Raw genomic sequence first — 17,111 nt, 5'->3', positions numbered from 1 at the left:
CTTCTCTCCAATTCCTCTGGCCGCTCTGAAGTACCGATGCGACCTGCCTCTTACCGCTCTGCCTTCAACTCAAGCACTGAATAGGCATGACTGCTTTTTAAACCGTTCTGCACCGGCAAGCAATCGGACAAAAATGAAATCGATCTTAAGTTCGACTACCGATCCCGTTCCATGAGACGCGCCGCAGCCGTCTTCAATTTTTACATGCGGATTATGCTTAGAATGACGCGCGCCATATCAGACATTGGCTGCGTCCTTGAACCTCAGACCACGCATTTCACACTCGCTTCCAATTCCCGCAGCGCGTATGGCATCCCGGAACATGCGATCGCAGTAGACAAGATCGCCGGAGTACGGGCTCCTGAAGACATGACTGTCCCCAATTACGTCCCTCTTGAATGCCAAGCTTGCTCCGCCACGAAGGTCGTAGAACTTCCCGCCCGGATAGCCCTCATCGACGATGACCCGGAACTTCGATGCTTCCTCATCGACGGCATCCAGCTCGCGAGCAACCTCGCACAGGTGGTACGTTGGGCCCTCTGTGCCGTCCGGAAGCACGTAATCACACTCCACGAACTCAAAGGCGACGGGATCTATTTCGGTGAAGGCCATTCTGAGGCGCTCTGATACCAACCAGTAGCCACTCATTCCTCCTTCGAGGTCCTGCGGTGGATCCCCCAGCTTTGGATCGAGCACCAGACGCGGTCTCTGCGACAGATGAGGAAAGCCGCCTTCTTCGGGGCGGATGATCAGCCTGGGAGGCCTCAGCAGTGCGTCCTCATTCTCGATCTCAACGCCATGCCCTCTTCCCCTTCGAGTCGTGTCGGGCATCAGCAGATAGAATTCACCAGGGCACAGGCTGATTACGTTTTGACGAGGGCATGTGCTTGTTCCTCTCCAAATTTGAGGCATGTACCGCACTCCGCATACTTGCAGCATCGGTCGCGAAGTTGGCGCCGCCGGGACCGACTCAGCAGTTCACCACATCTTCAAACCAGAGCCCGTTGGATCTCTTGGCCGTGACGATGCCGGCAGCTTCCACCGCATTCTTGAACGTTCGGTCGCAGAAAACCCCGCCATGGAAGGGCAATCTGAACACGTGAGCCGAACCCAGCACTTCGCGTTTGAACGCCAACCGGACATCACCGGTCAGGCGGTAGTATTTCCCTGCCTTGTACTCATCGCTGATCACGATGTTGAGCCGGGAGGCTTCCTCATCCAACGCATCCAGCGTGCGGACCACGTCGCAAAGAAAGTAGTTTGGCCCCTTTGAACCGTCTTCCAAGCGGTAGTCGGTATCAGCGAAAACGAACGCGTCAGGGTCGATCTCTTCCATGACCTGGCGCAGACGCTCGGAGACCAGCCAATAGCCGCTCAACCCGCCTTCCAGGTCCTGTGGAGGGACACCCTGCCGCTCCCGATAGACCAAGCGCGGGGTTTCACGCAGTGGAGGGAAGCCACCGGCTTCGGGTAAGAGGATCAGCCTGGGAGTCGCAAGCAACGCGTCCTCGTTATCAAAGACCACCCCGTGACCCTTTCCTCCACGGGTAGCATCCGGTCGTAGCTTGAAGAACTCGCCCTTGCGCGGCTGGTGGGTGGAAGTTGATCCCATGCTTGTCATCTCACGCTGTGAATGTGAATCGGAGTTGCTCGTAAGCAGTTGAAGCGAATCCAGAAGGCACCCAAGAGTCCGATCCTCAGAGCTCTGACTCAGATGCTGGCCGCGTCGGTGAACCAGAGGCCCCGCGATACGCGCGGCCCACCGATTCCAGCGTTCCACACAGCGTCGCGGAGCTCTCTGTCGCAGAAGACGAGGTTTCCCGAGTAAGGCGTCCGGAATATTCTGGCTTGACCGATGACCCGCTTGCGGAACGCCAGACTGGCTCCGCCCCTTAGGTCGTAGAACTTCCCACCTCGATAGCCTGCGTCAGTGATGATCCGAAATTTCGAGGCTTCTTCGTCCACCGCATCGAGCTCACGGGTTACATCGCACAGGAGGTACCGCGGCCCTTTGGATCCATCGGCAAGGCGGTAGTCACACTCTACAAACTCAAATCCAGCCGGATCCACAGAGACAAGAGCGTCGCGTAGTCGTTCGGAGACCATCCAGTAGCCGCTCAAGCCCCCCTCCAGATCCTCTGGGAGGCTCCCCTTCTTTTCTGAGTGAACCAGCAAGGGCTTCTCCGCCATGGGCGGAAAACCTCCTTCCTCAGGTCGCAGGATCAGGCGAGGTGGGATGCGCAGCCGCTTCGCGTTCTCGAACACAACGCCGTGCCCCTTTCCTCCACGCGTGGTATCTGGCATCAGGAGGAAGTACTCGCCAGGAACAGGCTGGTTCGCCTTCAATGCTTCCATGCTCTTTCGCCTTCTTTAGCTATGATGCGCCGTAGCGAGTCTGCCCCGTTCTACCCCGACCTTGCGCCTCGTGCAATCAGATCACTGCGAGATTCGGAACCTAGTCAAGCACGCGTCCCACGTCTTGAGATGCACTCCAGCCATCCTCCCCTCCCTCCCTGGAGGATAACCATGACCAAGATCGACCCCGCATGGCTGGAAGCGTTCGACAAGGAGCTCCTCCACCTGTTCGCCATCGACCATCGCGATGCCGGCATGGATGAGTACCTGCTGAGTTGCTACGCAGACCTTCCTCCACGCGAAGCAGCACTGGGGTTCGGCAGCGACTACGACCTGGAGCGCGACGATGCGCTGTGGCCTCGGCCGGGGGTGGCGCTGCAAAGTTAAGTTGTGTCGCAATCGGCACGCTGCGCGAATGGGGCATGTGGGCTACGTGTCGCTTTTGGGATCCCGAAGAGCTACAAACCGTGCTTTTCAATGCGCATTCCGGCGATAACTTAACACCGGCCGAAACCACCGCACCGCAAGGGTTCTGCCACGCCTGCTCCATGCAACAATGCCGTAAGCGTCAGCATTTACGGCCTCTGCGGTCTACGGTTTCTTGGCATCTCGCAACCATGCGAGTACACCTTGGCATGCCACCGAAAAAGGGTGGCGCGGGGTTCGAAAGCCCGCTCAGTAACCTTGTGTTTTGCGCTTGTCAGCCGGCGTCACCTTTTGGGTGGCGCCGGCTGGCAATCCGTTCGCGTTCCATGGCGGGCGGTGCGTGGGGGTCCTCGGACCCACCGGCTTGGTTACTGTCCGGCTTTCGAACCACGCACCGTCCGCCGCCTCTATCGGTGGCGTTGCTATCTGTCCTGTACGGAGCATTGCCATGAACACATCGGACTTCCGTTCCCTGCACGCGCAGTACGATCCGGACAACGCCGAACCCGAGCGCGAACCATCCGTCGATCCCAACGCCTTCGTCGCCACGCTGCACCGCATCGGAACTGGTGCGGCTGCGGACGGCCAGCCTTGGCCGGAGCGGCATCAACTGCCCGGGCGGCGTCTTCAGTTGGCGGACGCGGATTGCGCGCTGGCGGGTCTGCGCGTGGTGGCGGAGCTGATGCTGGCTGCGGAGCGCACTCGGCAGAACGGCGCGCCCGAGGAGTACGTAGGGGATCGGGTGATGGAAGGGTTGAAGATGGCTTGTGTGGCGTTGACTGCGCAGGTTGCTGAGCGGCTGCATGTACGGGAGTAGCACCCAAGGCTTGAACCTCAAGCAATAGGCTGCAGGCTGTCGCCGCAGCCCCATTATCCGTTCGCCTCTGATCTGCAGGACTTCCAATGAAGTCTCTGACGTACGCAGTACTGTGCTTGGCAGCGCTGACTGGTTCAGCGCTCGCCCACTTCCACCAGCCAGAGGGCGATTTGGAGCTGAAGGCCTACCCCAAGGTCTCGGCTGCAGAGTTTGCTGTCATGCGCCATGAAGCCATAAGCCTAGCAGCTGAAGATGCGGCGCTCGTTGCCGGACGCTTTGAAGCAAGGCACTTCGAGCTCACTTGCCGAGGTGATCCCGCTCTGCTGGTGGACAATTCCTCATCACAGTTGCTCATCCTAGGTTTCATGGGCCAAGCCAATGAGAGGCCTTGCGTTCAACCTCTACTCCAGCGCTGGAGTAGCCGACTACTTCCGGCCGATTAGGGCTTTGCAACTGAACTCCACATACGAGACGCGTCGACGGGCCTGAACAGGCTGCGATTTGCGCCGACACACTGCGCTCCTTCGCCTCAAGCTATTAGCGCCTCATTGTGTCGTTTACGGCATACTTTTCCCAGGAGCGCCATGCGCGGTCGAGGACGGGGGAAGGGTGTGAGCAGGTGGACTGACGACGAACTGGCCGCTGCCGTCGAGGCGTATCGCCAAATGGAGGCGCGTCTCGCCGATGGATTGACCCTTGAGAAGGCAAGGGTCTATCGGGAACTGGCTACCCGGCACGGACGCACGTCCAAGGCCTGGGAGTACCGCATGCAGAACATCTCCCATGTTCTAGATCAGGCAGGTAGGCCCTGGCTACCCGGACTTCTTCCAGCATCGAACGTGGGTGCAAAGGTTGAGCCGAAACTGGCCAAGCTCCTCGGACTCTCCGGTGAGACGCTCACGTCGGTCTCTGGTCCTACAAGGGAACTGTTGGAGCAGGAGGCCAAAGCGGCGGAGGCATCTGGCAGTTACTCCCCAGCGGACGAGGTGGACGAGAGGCAACGTGTGCTGGCAGCTATCGTTCGGCGCCGTGGGCAGCCCGCCTTTCGTAGGGCACTGCTGTACGCATACGGCGGCCGCTGTGCTATGACGGGATGCAATGTGGTCGATGCGCTTGAGGCGGCCCACATCCGGCCCTATTCCGGCCAGTCGAGTAGCGTGGTCAGCAACGGCCTGCTGTTGCGCGCAGACGTTCATACCCTTTTTGACCTCTACCTTATCGCCATAGACCCGATGTCCTTGCGGGTGTCTCTGGCGCCTGCATTGCATCAGTCAAGCTATAGCGACCTTGTCGGCAAGGAACTGGCGTCCCCAGCATCGGCTGAGCTTTCGGCCAGTCCTGATTCGCTAGCCTGGCACCGGTCGCAGTGTGCGTGGGCGTAGAGTTGGAATGACCCAACGGTTTCTGCTCACGTCATGCGATTGACGTAGCGACAAGGGCCGCACACTGGGTCACCATCTTCCGTTCCTGCTGGGGATGCTATACGTTGTAGAAGGTGATCCAGTCCGCCACCCCCCGTGTAGCATTCGCCCACCCCAAATTGCAGGGACATCAGGCCGTAGAGATTTCACCCTCTTTTGGTGCCAGGAAATTCACTTAGGATGGCTGTTCTCAGCTGAATTCCGCTGAGGGTTTTCCATGCCAACGCACTGTGAGGGCACTCCTCGTTATAGAAGCGCCGCCACGCTTCCACTTTCTCCTTGCTTCGGCCAACGAAAAAAAACCAATGCTCGTTCAGACACTCCTGCCGGAGTCGGCCGTTGAAGCGTCCACCATCGCATTGTCCGTCGGCGTATCACTCGGGGAGAAATCCAGCTCCACACCGTCCTCATAGGCCCAGCGGTCCATGACCTTGTGGGCGAACTCACTGCCGTTGTCCAACTTTCTCGTCAGGCCTGCACCGTCGAGCGGCCAGACCAGCCGCACCACTGTTTCGGCCACGTCGTCTGTACGCAAGGAATGATCCACAACCATCTTCAGACACTCGTGCGTGAAGCGATCCAGCGCCGGTGGCAACGGGAAACGACGTCCATCGAAGAGGGCGGGTGCCGTGGCCACCTTGATCGGTTGCCGGCGACGGCTGCGGCGGGGCCGACAATGATGCGATGTCCGCGCTTTTGGTTATCCCGCCAGCCCGCCCGGCTCAGCATCACCAGCACGCGCTCACAGCCTTGGTGAATCCGTTTCTGAGTAATCTCATGCATCCGCCGGCAGATAGCACTATCTGTCACGCGCCTTGGGCATGTAGGAAAACGCCGAGCACGACATCGACACGATCCGCGGCGCACGTCGCTCACTGCTACCAAATCGCTCCTGCAATCGCCCCAACCAGGCACGCTTCTGGGCAGGCCTCAGAGTCTATTTGCGACCACCGCCTGCAGCATCACCTCGTCCAGGCTCGGGGCTGCCGCCAACTGCTTGAGCTTGCGGCTTTTCTCCTCCAGCAATCGCATGCGCTCGAGCTCAGACGAACCCAACCCGCCGTACTTCTTGCGCCAGACGTAGAACGGCGTCTCCGCAACTCCCAGGCTTCGGCACACCTCACCGACCGCCATTCCCAGCTCGACCTGCTGCGCGCGTAGGCAATCTACTCTTCGGCAATACGGGACTTCTCCATCGCCTGATTTCTCGTGACCCGCAGGAGCCAAGCGGGGCGAAGTGTCTACTTTACGCTTGCCGATTTTTCGGAATGTGTCGGACCAAACTTTGTAAGGAAGCCGTTACACCAACAGAGGCTCTAATAGATTTGACGTCGGCTACGGAAAGCGAAATTGAAAGTCGCGTTGATCAATGTGACGTCACAAGGCATTTTCATAAATGGGGATGATAGTCCGTGGAACTATAGTCTCCAATTGATTCATGCTTGAGACATGAACACGAATCCGCTCAAGGAACTTGGTTGCAGGGTCCGCGCGCGCCGGAAGGAACTGGGATGGACGCAGGAGGATTTGGCAGCGAACTCAGGACTTGACAGATCTTATGTCGGGGGAATTGAGCGCGGCGAACGGAACATAACGTTTACGGTGCTGTGTGAACTTGCCAGCTCTCTCGGCTGGGATGTTGCGAGGCTAACTCAAAATTTGCCTGAGAAGAAATAGTGAAGTGGATTCGGACGATCGTAATTTTTGACAGGGGTAATATTTGCCTGTCCGATGACTGGAATGTCATTCATGGTTCAGTTGTGCGCTCCATTGAGAGCATCAAGTTCCCGCCAGAATCGGAAACTTTGACTCTACGAACGAAGTCAAGGATCGATGGGCAATGGCAACGCAACGGGGTTGGATATTTAAGATCGAACTTCTTCGAGGCCATGGTCAATAGGGAGAGATGGATACCTGAAGCCCAGGTAGGGATAGAGAGGCTTCAGCTTCAAACGGAATTAATGACCTTTCCGGACTTAATGCCCTACCAAGAGCCCATAACATCCAGTTTCGGCCACTTCGACTTCATGACGAGGACCAAATCCGGATTGAATGTCGCTATTGAATGGGAAACCGGAAACATTTCGTCTTCACATCGCAGCATTAATAAACTCACGATCGCGATTTCGGCCGGAGTAATTAATGCAGGCATCCTTGTACTTCCGAGCAGGAAGCTATACGAGCACCTCACAGACCGAATCGGCAATATTGGAGAACTATCGCCCTATCTACGTATGTGGAGTCAAATGGGCTCAAGCATTAAATCTGGCATGCTTTCAATTATCATAGTCGAGCAAGACTCGCTAACGGACGATCTTGATTTCAAGTATCTTCCCCGAGGAAATGATGGGCAGGCCAGGAAGAAGTAGGCTTAGCTTGTGCCCCCACTATCACAATCGCAATCGTCAATCGCTGACTGTTCGATTCGATAGCTATTGGACAGAGGGCGACCTAGCTTATTTCTTCTATTTATATCGGCCGCGGTAAACAGAACGTTCTTATCCTTGTATATAGACCTCATATGGCTGGCGTCCGAGCCGAGATCCGCGAATCGCGCCTTAATATCGGAACATTCAAGTTCACTACCGATCCAGCGACGTCCAGTGAGCTCGGCCGCGACGAAGGTTGTCCCCGAGCCACCGAAGGGATCGAGCACCAACGAGCCTTCGTTGGTGCACATGGAAATAATTCTGTCCATTAGCTTCAATGACAACGCGTTTGCAGCCCTCTTCTTGTACTTAGAGTGACGCACAGGGGGAATGTCGGTCCAAACATCTGAAAGATTAACGCCCTTCGGGTTCATCTTATTCTTGTAGCCGCCATAGTCTTTCAATTCGCCGCCACAATGACGGCAGCAGGAAATTGGCGTGCGGTCGGGATGGAAGATAGCTGGCCGATCCCCCTTCACAAAATATAGAAGCGAGTAGTGAGACGGATAAAGTCGCCCACTTATGGGCAAACTGTACTTAATATCAACTGAAATCCAGTTTCTGAACGTCAGGTGCTTTGCGAGAAATGCACCAAGAAGCAGATTCCATTTTGGAAGATTCCAAAGCATCAACGTGCCGCCAGGCTTTAGGGCACGAATCATTTGCAGCAGCCAATCTTCGCACCATGCGACATATTCATGACTTGCGAGGTCGTCGTTTATCTTGGATGCATACTCTTTTCCGAGATTAAATGGCGGATCAGCAAAAGCAAGGTCCACTGAATTTGATTCCAATCGGGAAAGCATGCTCATGCAATCCTCCTGATAGAGCTCGCCTTGCGGCGTCGTCAGAATGGGCACCATAGTCATCATTCTGACAGGGTGGGCCGCAACATGCAAGGGACGGAGGCCGCCAACTTGACGACCGGTTCCCCATACGCCCGCGTTGATCTATTCTTGTAATGCATCTCGCTGACGGACTGTCATATCAGACGAAGTTCAAGCGAGCTATTCACAGTGTCCGGAGTGAGCATGAAGTCGATTGTCTTCTTCAACAATAAAGGTGGGGTGGGCAAAACCACACTCGCCTGCAACGTGGTCGCTTACCTAAACTCAGAACTCGGGAAGCGGGTATTGCTCGTCGATGCAGACCCTCAGTGCAACGCAACGCAAGCGGTACTAGATGACGCAACTTGTCAAGAGATCTACGCTGATGGGTCCCCGATCAAGTCTTTGTATGCGTACCTCCGTCCTATTGAGCATGGCGAATCACAGATCGATAGGCAGATTGTGCCGATCCTTGCCAAGGACAATAGATTTCAAACAGATATAATCCCTGGTCACCCCCGTCTCTCCATCATTGAAGATCAGCTTAGTGACGCGTGGACTGGACTGCAGGCGCGTCAAATCGGCGGATACAGAGTTACTAACTGGTGCAAGCAGCTGCTAGGCGAGGTGGCAGACAAATACGATTACGTAGTTTTTGACGTCGGCCCCTCGTTGGGCGCCTTAAATAGATCCGTAATTCTTGCGTGCGACTATATAGTTACGCCATTTGGCTGTGATATTTTCAGCTTGCTCGGAATTAGGAATATCTCCACCTGGATCGCCAGCTGGAAGCAGCAATATGACCGTTCCATAGAAGATGGAATGACTGACCATCCGGGCGTCCTTGAAGGATACCCGATCGTGGTGGATACCACGAAGCACTTTAGGTTTATCGGATACTCTGTGCAGCAGTACGTTACTCGCACATTTAAGTCAGGTCGACGCCCAGTCAAGTCATATGACCAAATAATGCGGGAAATCCCAGGCACCGTTGACGACGCCATGACTTTCTTACGTGCGCACAAGCTTGAATCTAAGGATCTAGAACTGGGACACATACCAAACTTGTTTAGCCTGGTTCCAATGGCGCAGTCAGCCAAGTCACCAATTCACAAGCTTAATAGTGCAGATGGTGTAATTGGGAGTCAGTACGCCCAGGTTGAGTCTTATACTAGAACGCTGAGCGCCGTATGCTTAAAACTTCTCAACAACTTGCATAAGGCTAACCAATGATTTGGCCCGAAGCGTTGGTTGGAGAAGTTGCGCGCAGGCGATGTGTATTGTTTCTAGGCGCTGGCGTGTCGGCCTCATCGGTCGATGCCAACGGCGATCATCCAAAGATCTGGAACGAGTTTCTCATGCAAGCGGCTGCTCTGGTTCCGGACGCAGAGAAAGCGCGCGGGATAAGGAGGCTTGTTGAGGAAAGGCGATACCTGCTAGCGCTGCAAGCAATTTCATTCGAGTCAGACGCAGGCGACTACCAACAGTTTTTAACAAGAGAATTCAATAATCCTGGATTTGGCCCTAGCGATCTGCACAGAATAATTCTGGAGATTGACTCCAGAATTGTGATTACAACGAATTTTGATAAAATATATGAAAAACTTTGCCTTGCGAACGGAAATGAGGGGTATAAGGTTCTTCCATATTATAGCAATTCGCTTGGAGATGAGATTCGAAGCGACACTCGCGTCATAATCAAGGCCCACGGATCGATCGACGACGTGCAGAAAATGGTCTTTACGAAAGCTGAGTATCACGCTGCGAAGAAGAACCATCCTGAATTTTACGCGATGCTGCGTGCAATTTTCCTCACCCATACCGCCGTCTTTATTGGCTGCAGTTTGGATGACCCTGATTTGTTGCTTACACTGGAGGATGTTCGGATCACAGCATCGGGAACTAGACCTCATTACGTTCTAGTTCGGCAGGGGGCGAACAGTTCATGGGAACAGAGGGATTGGCACGTTTCATACAATATTCGCGCATTGGAATATGGGCCTAGTCATGCTGATTTGACGACCGGACTCCAGGATCTGAGAGATCGAGTCGCTGCGCTCCGATCAACTCAGCTTGAACCCTCTTAAATGCAATGCTTGGCGCCGCGGGGCGAACGCATATAACCCGCGGCTAGCCATCTTCTGTCTTAAGGCTCAAAAGCCAAGTTTGGATCTATCCAATGGAATAGGGACTAGATCACGCCTTTTGTAGAGCGGATGACCCGGCGACCCGTCAGCGAGTTGGGTAAGGCAGTGCGGCTTTTCAATAAGTCGCAGCACAGCAGCCTCACGGCCCAGCCGCTTTCCTAGTGATGTCCAGCAACAAACGACGAGATCTGCAGTTGCAATCTGAGAATTGAGCCAACGATCAGCATCTGGACCGACGGGGTCCACAGCCGAAAGTAGCCCCTGCGGATCAGTGCACCTGTAGGCAAAAAGATTGGCCATCACCATTGAACCGAAACCCCAACGTTTCGAATAATTTCGACAAACGCGGATTGTGGCGTCATCCTGCAAATGATCAGCTGTCGATGGATTCAACCCAATAAAAACTACTCGCTTACGAGAACTTTCCCATTCCCGCTCTAGCGAGTATCGATAGTACCCACAGTCAGAAAGAACAGCGCTTCGCCGCTCGACACTATTTGCGAACAGATTTATCTGCATCTTGATTACCACCAGTAGTCCCGCGTGCCCCTGCCCTTGCCGGCAGGCCATTTTCGGGAGGTCGCAGGTAGTCAAACATTACCGGAGTTTTCTCTATAACTGGACCGTTTACAGGATAGAACTGCTTTGGAGCCGGAACTTCTGCTGGCCCAACCACCTTCCAGAAGCTGAAGCCAAGCGACGCAAGCGTGACGGTGATCCATGCTGTCCAGAGAATTTTTTTCACGTTCCCTTCCACGTCAAGGAGACGTTTGTCGAGAACCGGCAGAGATAGCGACTCTTCCGCAAGACCGTGAAGCAAGCCGGAAGGAATTGACATGAACCCCTTCCCTTTTTTCGGAGAGGAACTGGGTTTATCTAGCGATGCAAACCAAATTAGAAAGACGCGCTCATCACAGTGCAGCTTTACGTCCGCAGCCCCAGCATTGAACACGGAGAATACAAGACGCCCTTTATACCCGGGATCGACGTGAAATCCGGAGACATTGACGAGGCCGCGAAACTTGATTCCCGCCTTGATGGAAATAAAAGCTATTGCATCTTCTGGAACATTAATAATTTCATCGGTAATGAGAAAAGCGAATTGGCCTTTGGGGATCAGCACTGAGCCATCTCGATCCAGCTTCTGCTTTACTCGCTCCGATATTTTTGCATCATGAACTGGCGTAATGTAGGCCTCCTTACCCAATCCCAGCTCGTATGAGGCGCAACTTATATTGCCACCGTCAAAAGGCCGAACAAGCGGCGGAAGTCTTTCCCTCAGAGTTTCGTCACTCCAAAAGGTCATTACCTAAACCATCCATGATTTCTCTATAGAAAATGTGCTTTGAGCGTACCGAAGAAAGCCGAGAATTAACAAGCTTGATCACATCGCCCTCCAGGCGCTCGACCTCCCGGTATGCGGACCAGAATATCCGAGGAAACTCTTCATTCAGAACTTTTCGACTTGGATAATTTTCAACGTGATCGAGCGATTCCACAGCCTTTGCAATTCGGCCCACGCTAATCATCATTTGATCCCGGAACTCACCAGGATCACTTGCCCCGTGAAGCACACAAACATCTATCAGATTAATGTGCAGCGCCGTTGATCCCGACGAAGCGATAATAATGGCATCAACAACAGCTCGCCTGTATCCTTCATGATCACCATTAAGCTCCGCATTTCTCATATCTCCACTATACTTCGCTAGATGGAGGACAAGGTGCACCATTCGACGCGACAGATCCAAGCGGGCAATTTCAGGGTGAAAATTTTCGTCATGCACTCGCTGGAGAAATTGCATACGACGAACTGCGTCGCTACTGCTCGCACATTCGTTCATTTCGAGATTCTTATCTGACATGGGAATACCTGTCTGCAATCTCAAGGCGTTTCACTGACCTACTATTTAGTATTGCATTTTGAATAATGGTGTGCAGGCCCGAGACCTACACACCACAATCATATCAATCAAACCCCAACAGGGTTAGCCTTCTCCGGATCAATCTTGTACTGCTTGATCGCCCGGGCCACATCCTTCGCGGTCATCTTGCCTTCCTTCGCCAGCGCCGCAATCGCGGCATGCGCGATGTAGTACCGGTCAACCTCGAAGAACCGACGCAGGTTCGCACGCGTATCCGAACGACCAAACCCATCGGTACCCAGCACGGTGTACGACATCGGCACGAACGCACGGATCTGGTCCGCATACGCACGCACGTAGTCGGTGGCGGCAATCGCCGGGCCCTGGCGGCCTTCCAGCAGCTCGGTCACGTAGGCCTTGCGCTGCTCACCTTCCGGATGCAGGCGGTTGGCACGTTCCACGTCGAAACCATCGCGACGCAGTTCGTTGAAGCTCGGGCAGCTCCAGATATCGGCGGTCACGCCGAAGTCCTTGTCCAGCAGCTCGGCGGCGGCAATGGCTTCACGCAGGATGGTGCCCGAGCCCAGCAGCTGCACGCGCAGCTCGCCCTTCTTCGGCTTGCCGGCGTCGGTCAGCAGGTACATGCCCTTGATGATGCCTTCGGCCGCACCTTCCGGCATTTCCGGGTGGGTGTAGTTCTCGTTCATCAGGGTGACGTAGTAGTACTCGTCCACCTGGTCTTCCATCATGCGCTTGGTGCCGTGCTGCAGCACCACGGTCACTTCGAAGCCGAAGGTCGGGTCGTAGCTGCGCACGTTCGGGATGCCACCGGCCACCAGATGGCTGAAGCCATCTTCGTGCTGCAGGCCTTCACCGTTCAGCGTGGTGCGGCCGGCGGTGCCACCCAGCAGGAAGCCGCGGGTACGCATGTCCGCTGCCTGCCAGGCCAGGTCGCCCACGCGCTGGAAGCCGAACATCGAGTAGTAGATGTAGAACGGCAGCATCGGCACGTTGCTGACCGAGTAGCTGGTACCGGCCGCCATCCACGAGGCGATCGCGCCCGGCTCGCTGATGCCCTGCTGCAACACCTGGCCGCTCTGGTCTTCGCGGTAGAACATCAGCTGGTCGGCATCGACCGGCTTGTACTTCTGGCCGAACGGCGCGTAGATGCCGATCTGGCGGAACAGGCCTTCCATGCCGAAGGTACGGGCTTCGTCGGCCACGATCGGCACGATGTGCGGGCCCAGTTCCTTGTCACGCAGGGTGATGTTCAGGCTCTGCACGAAGGCCATGGTGGTGGAGTAGCTGCGCTCGCCGCTGCTCTTCAGCAGGCGCTCGTAGGCGTCCAGCTTCGGCGCCACGAAGGTCTTGTCGGCCTTGCGGCGGCGCTGCGGCAGGTAACCACCCAGTGCGGCACGGCGTTCCTGCAGGTACTGCACTTCCGGCGAATCCGGGCCCGGGTGGTAGAACGGCACCTGGCCGTCGGCCAGCTGCGCGTCGGTCACCGGAATGTTGAAGCGGTCGCGGAAGTGGCGCACCGCTTCGTCGTCCAGCTTCTTGGTCTGGTGGGTCGGGTTCAGTGCCTCACCGGCGCTGCCCATGCCGTAACCCTTCACGGTCTTGGCCAGGATGACGGTCGGCATGCCCTTGGTGTTCACGGCCTGGTGGTAGGCGGCGTACACCTTGTGCGGGTCGTGGCCACCACGGTTCAGGCGCCAGATGTCGTCGTCGCTCAGGCCGGCCACCATCGCGGCGGTTTCCGGGTACTTGCCGAAGAAATGCTCGCGGGTATACGCGCCGCCGAAGGCCTTGCAGTTCTGGTATTCGCCGTCGACGGTTTCCATCATCAGCTTCTTCAGGACGCCGTCGCTGTCCTTGGCCAGCAGGGCATCCCAGTAACCGCCCCACAGCAGCTTGATCACGTTCCAGCCGCCGCCACGGAACACGCCTTCCAGTTCCTGGATGATCTTGCCGTTGCCGCGCACCGGGCCGTCCAGGCGCTGCAGGTTGCAGTTCACCACGAAGATCAGGTTGTCCAGGCCTTCACGGCCGGCCAGGGCGATCGCACCCAGGGTTTCCGGCTCGTCGCTCTCGCCGTCGCCGATGAAGCACCACACCTTGCGGTCGGACTTCTCGATCAGGCCACGGTTTTCCAGGTAGCGCATGAACTGCGCCTGGTAGATGGCGGCCAGCGGGCCCAGGCCCATCGACACGGTCGGGGTCTGCCAGTATTCCGGCATCAGCCACGGGTGCGGGTACGAGGACAGGCCACCGCCGTCCACTTCCATGCGGAACTTGTCCAGCTGCTCTTCGCTGATGCGACCTTCCAGGAAGGAACGCGCGTAGATGCCCGGGGCGCTGTGGCCCTGGATGAACAGCAGGTCGCCCGGGTGGTTCTCGCTCGGGGCGCGCCAGAAGTGGTTGAAGCCCACGTCGTACAGGGTGGCGCCGGAGGCGAACGAGGCGATGTGGCCGCCCAGGTCACCCGGCTTGCGGTTGGCGCGCACCACGGTGGCCATCGCGTTCCAGCGGATGATCGAACGGATGCGCCATTCCAGCTCGGCATTGCCCGGGCTCTTGGCCTCGAACTGCGGTTCGATGGTATTGACATATTCGGTGGTGGGAGAGAACGGCAGGTAGGCGCCCGAACGACGGGTCAGTTCCACCATGCCTTCCAGCAGCTGATGCGCGCGCTCGGAGCCCTCGACATCAATAACGGCCTTCAACGACTCGATCCACTCCTGGGTTTCCACAGGATTCGGGTCGTTGTTCAGCACCTCGTTCAACCAGTTCATTAGCGCTCCCATAACCGCACGCACGCGCGCGACTGTTGTATAGATTTCTAGACCGCAAAGTGTAGCGCACCAAGGGCTTTCGTCACTTGGCTACGCAGGCGTATGGATGCAACCGGCCAGTGTCCGCAAGGGGCTTGCCGGGCCCGCTGAAGGCCCTGCGGCGGGCCTTGTTGGCTGCGCGGGCTGTCGCTTGCGGGCCGCTGCGCCCATGTGCAGGACGCAGTGTTACCGCTGCCGATGACGGTTGTAGGGCAGCGCCATGCCCACCTGTATCGGCTCCGCGTGCTGGCGCTGAACGGGCGACAACGTGTCGCACCTGCCTCTGGATCGCCCCCCGCCCTGCCCTCAGGGTAGGCCTCGAGTGTTGGCCTCGCCCGCTTCGGTCCGCCGTCTGGCCCTGCCTCACTCCCTTCCACAGTGTTGCCGGGGCGCCTCGCAAGGGGCGCCCCTTTTGCTGTGCGCGGGGCTGGCCGTGGCCCAAAACTGACCTGCTTGTGGCCGGATCGATGATTGTCGGCTTCGATATATCGATATATCGTTTGCACACTCGTTTACCGATATATCGAAATGAGCCGTACCGCTTCTCCCAGAGCCCGTTCCACCAATCCGGAAGTGCCACGCCGCAACGGCCAGCCGCGGGTGCTCAGCCGCGGCGACCTGCGCCTGCTGGTGCTGGCCCTGATCGGCGAGCAGCCGCGCCACGGCTACGAGCTGATGCAGCTGATCAGCAACCAGTTCATGCAGGCCTACACCCCCAGCGCCGGCACCATGTACCCGCTGCTGGCCAGCTTCGAGCAGGCCGGCTGGATCGAGGCCGAGGAAGTGGACGGCAAGCGGATCTTCCGCATCACCACCGCCGGCGAGTTCGAGCTGAAGGTGCAGCGCACCCAGGTGCGGCTGGCGCAGCGACGTGCCTTCGACCGTGCCCGCGAGATCACCAAGGCCTCGCTGCCGCCGCCGCTGGCCGGTGCCCTGCGCGAGTTCAAGCGGGCGCTGGTGCATCACCACGGCCGCTGGGCCGAGGGCGAGGCGGAAGAGGTAGCGGCGCTGCTGACGCGGGCGTCCGCGCTGCTCAACGGTACGGCCGGTAGCGAGAGCCAATCCTTTTCAACGACCCAGCCAGACTGACTCCAGCCAGGTCGCCCCTACGCCGCGCGCCCCCGCGCGACACCTTTACAGGTAACCCCATGACCGAACACAACAACACGCGCCTGCGCCTGGATGTGCGCTTCCGTGAACTGACCGTGCTGCGCACCGAAGAGGTCACCCCGCACATGCGCCGCATCGTGCTGGGCGGCGCCGAGCTGGCCGGTTTCGATTCGCCCGGCGCCGACGACCACATCAAGCTGTTCTTCCCCAATGCCAGCGGCGAGATGGTGCTGCCGGTGGTCACTGCCGAAGGCCGCAGCTATCCGGCCGGCAAGGAGCCCTCACCGGCCCGCGACTACACGCCGCGCTGGTGGGACCACGAAACCGGCGAGCTGGCCATCGACTTCGTGCTGCACGACCAGGGCATTGCCGGGCCGTGGGCCGAGCAGGCCAAGGCTGGCGACACGCTGGTGATCGGCGGCCCGCGCGGCTCGTTCGTGGTGGCCGACAGCTACGACGCCTATGTGCTGATTGGCGATGAAACCGCGCTGCCGGCCATCGCCCGCTGGCTGGACGTGCTGCCGGAGGATGCCGAGGTGCAGGCCTTCATCGAAGTGAGCGATGAAGCCGAACGCCAGGACCTGCCGCAGTACGAGAACGTGCGTATCCACTGGCTGGAGCGCAATGGCTTCCCGGCGGCCAGCAGCACGCTGCTGGAAGACATGCTGACCGACTTCGAAGCCCCGGAAGGTGATGTCTTCTACTGGATCGCCACCGAATCGCGCCGCGCACGGATGATGCGCAAGTTCATCGAAGGCCACCTGGGCGTGCCGCGCGACTGGATCCGTTCCACCGGCTACTGGAAGGCCCACCCGGACGAAACCGACGGCGATTGATCGGGCAGCCGGTGGGTGCGGACCGTTGGTCCGCACGCCTTCGA

At 57.5% G+C, this 17,111-nt stretch carries 20 protein-coding genes; 9 read left to right on the top strand and 11 right to left on the bottom strand.

The features are described 5' to 3' along the window. Nucleotides 1-237 precede the first annotated feature (237 nt). The 3 genes from MG068_RS01930 to MG068_RS01920 form a co-directional block, all read right to left on the bottom strand. Nucleotides 238-831 carry an imm11 family protein gene (locus tag MG068_RS01930; protein ID WP_240792109.1) on the bottom strand — a complete coding sequence of 198 codons (594 nt, stop codon included), beginning with the start codon at nt 829-831 and terminating at the stop codon, nt 238-240. 139 nt (nt 832-970) lie between these two features. Next, nucleotides 971-1,612, bottom strand: coding sequence for a DUF1629 domain-containing protein (locus MG068_RS01925; RefSeq protein WP_132808987.1), 642 nt, complete (start codon nt 1,610-1,612; stop codon nt 971-973). A 98-nt stretch (nt 1,613-1,710) separates the two neighbouring features. Next, entirely contained in the window at nt 1,711-2,355 is a 645-nt protein-coding gene (locus tag MG068_RS01920) for a DUF1629 domain-containing protein (RefSeq protein WP_132808985.1), read from the bottom strand. Nucleotides 2,356-2,526: 171 nt separating this feature from the next. On the opposite strand from MG068_RS01920, the gene MG068_RS01915 reads away from it, so the two are divergent. The 3 genes from MG068_RS01915 to MG068_RS21185 all read left to right on the top strand — a co-directional run bounded on the left by MG068_RS01915 (nt 2,527) and on the right by MG068_RS21185 (nt 4,980). Next, nucleotides 2,527-2,742 (top strand): hypothetical protein, encoded by a 216-nt coding sequence (locus MG068_RS01915; RefSeq protein WP_206138678.1) that lies wholly within the window; start codon nt 2,527-2,529, stop codon nt 2,740-2,742. Between the two features lie 487 nt (nt 2,743-3,229). Beyond that, on the top strand, nt 3,230-3,598 hold the full coding sequence (locus tag MG068_RS01910) for a hypothetical protein (RefSeq protein WP_132808983.1): 369 nt from the start codon (nt 3,230-3,232) through the stop codon (nt 3,596-3,598). Between the two features lie 767 nt (nt 3,599-4,365). Further along, a complete protein-coding gene (locus MG068_RS21185; RefSeq protein WP_240792108.1) occupies nt 4,366-4,980 on the top strand; it encodes an HNH endonuclease in 615 nt (204 codons plus the stop codon). 185 nt (nt 4,981-5,165) lie between these two features. Here MG068_RS21185 and MG068_RS21315 read toward each other — a convergent pair whose 3' ends face one another. The 3 genes from MG068_RS21315 to MG068_RS21305 all read right to left on the bottom strand — a co-directional run bounded on the left by MG068_RS21315 (nt 5,166) and on the right by MG068_RS21305 (nt 6,153). Further along, complete coding sequence (locus MG068_RS21315; protein WP_489686043.1) at nt 5,166-5,336, bottom strand: integrase core domain-containing protein; 171 nt, start codon at nt 5,334-5,336, stop codon at nt 5,166-5,168. Further along, entirely contained in the window at nt 5,333-5,656 is a 324-nt protein-coding gene (locus MG068_RS21310; RefSeq protein WP_489686039.1) for a DDE-type integrase/transposase/recombinase, read from the bottom strand. The genes MG068_RS21315 and MG068_RS21310 overlap by 4 nt, the downstream gene beginning before the upstream one ends. A 293-nt stretch (nt 5,657-5,949) precedes the next feature. Next, a complete protein-coding gene (locus tag MG068_RS21305; RefSeq protein WP_489686038.1) occupies nt 5,950-6,153 on the bottom strand; it encodes a transposase in 204 nt (67 codons plus the stop codon). A 315-nt stretch (nt 6,154-6,468) separates the two neighbouring features. On the opposite strand from MG068_RS21305, the gene MG068_RS01895 reads away from it, so the two are divergent. Together MG068_RS01895 and MG068_RS01890 are read left to right on the top strand one after the other, a co-directional pair. Next, nucleotides 6,469-6,696, top strand: coding sequence for a helix-turn-helix domain-containing protein (locus MG068_RS01895; protein ID WP_132808979.1), 228 nt, complete (start codon nt 6,469-6,471; stop codon nt 6,694-6,696). Beyond that, nucleotides 6,696-7,388, top strand: coding sequence for a BglII/BstYI family type II restriction endonuclease (locus tag MG068_RS01890; RefSeq protein WP_132808977.1), 693 nt, complete (start codon nt 6,696-6,698; stop codon nt 7,386-7,388). Before MG068_RS01895 ends, MG068_RS01890 begins: the two co-directional genes overlap by 1 nt. A 2-nt stretch (nt 7,389-7,390) precedes the next feature. Here MG068_RS01890 and MG068_RS01885 read toward each other — a convergent pair whose 3' ends face one another. Further along, complete coding sequence (locus MG068_RS01885) at nt 7,391-8,260, bottom strand: DNA-methyltransferase (RefSeq protein ID WP_206138676.1); 870 nt, start codon at nt 8,258-8,260, stop codon at nt 7,391-7,393. A gap of 219 nt (nt 8,261-8,479) precedes the next feature. On the opposite strand from MG068_RS01885, the gene MG068_RS01880 reads away from it, so the two are divergent. Both MG068_RS01880 and MG068_RS01875 read left to right on the top strand, forming a co-directional pair. After that, nucleotides 8,480-9,508: a ParA family protein gene (locus tag MG068_RS01880; protein WP_132808974.1), complete on the top strand. Its 1,029-nt coding sequence runs from the start codon at nt 8,480-8,482 to the stop codon at nt 9,506-9,508. Then, complete coding sequence (locus MG068_RS01875) at nt 9,505-10,362, top strand: SIR2 family protein (protein ID WP_132808972.1); 858 nt, start codon at nt 9,505-9,507, stop codon at nt 10,360-10,362. The genes MG068_RS01880 and MG068_RS01875 overlap by 4 nt, the downstream gene beginning before the upstream one ends. 66 nt (nt 10,363-10,428) lie before the next feature. Here the strand turns inward: MG068_RS01875 and MG068_RS21300 are convergent, their stop codons facing one another. From MG068_RS21300 to aceE, 4 genes are all read right to left on the bottom strand, one after another. Continuing rightward, nucleotides 10,429-10,941, bottom strand: a complete 513-nt coding sequence (locus MG068_RS21300; protein WP_132808970.1) for a DUF1643 domain-containing protein — start codon at nt 10,939-10,941, stop codon at nt 10,429-10,431. Further along, entirely contained in the window at nt 10,916-11,728 is an 813-nt protein-coding gene (locus MG068_RS01865) for a dCTP deaminase domain-containing protein (protein ID WP_132808968.1), read from the bottom strand. Before MG068_RS01865 ends, MG068_RS21300 begins: the two co-directional genes overlap by 26 nt. Further along, on the bottom strand, nt 11,712-12,287 hold the full coding sequence (locus MG068_RS01860) for a hypothetical protein (protein ID WP_132808967.1): 576 nt from the start codon (nt 12,285-12,287) through the stop codon (nt 11,712-11,714). Before MG068_RS01860 ends, MG068_RS01865 begins: the two co-directional genes overlap by 17 nt. A gap of 107 nt (nt 12,288-12,394) precedes the next feature. Next, nucleotides 12,395-15,082 carry a pyruvate dehydrogenase (acetyl-transferring), homodimeric type gene (gene aceE / locus MG068_RS01855; RefSeq protein ID WP_132808965.1) on the bottom strand — a complete coding sequence of 896 codons (2,688 nt, stop codon included), beginning with the start codon at nt 15,080-15,082 and terminating at the stop codon, nt 12,395-12,397. A gap of 567 nt (nt 15,083-15,649) precedes the next feature. On the opposite strand from aceE, the gene MG068_RS01850 reads away from it, so the two are divergent. Next, on the top strand, nt 15,650-16,210 hold the full coding sequence (locus MG068_RS01850) for a PadR family transcriptional regulator (protein ID WP_049399094.1): 561 nt from the start codon (nt 15,650-15,652) through the stop codon (nt 16,208-16,210). A gap of 59 nt (nt 16,211-16,269) precedes the next feature. Beyond that, entirely contained in the window at nt 16,270-17,067 is a 798-nt protein-coding gene (locus MG068_RS01845) for a siderophore-interacting protein (RefSeq protein ID WP_132808963.1), read from the top strand. Nucleotides 17,068-17,111 lie beyond the last annotated feature (44 nt).

Source organism: Stenotrophomonas sp. ASS1, assembly GCF_004346925.1.
GTDB lineage: Bacteria > Pseudomonadota > Gammaproteobacteria > Xanthomonadales > Xanthomonadaceae > Stenotrophomonas > Stenotrophomonas maltophilia_A.
This window is presented reverse-complemented; position numbering and strand designations above follow the sequence as displayed.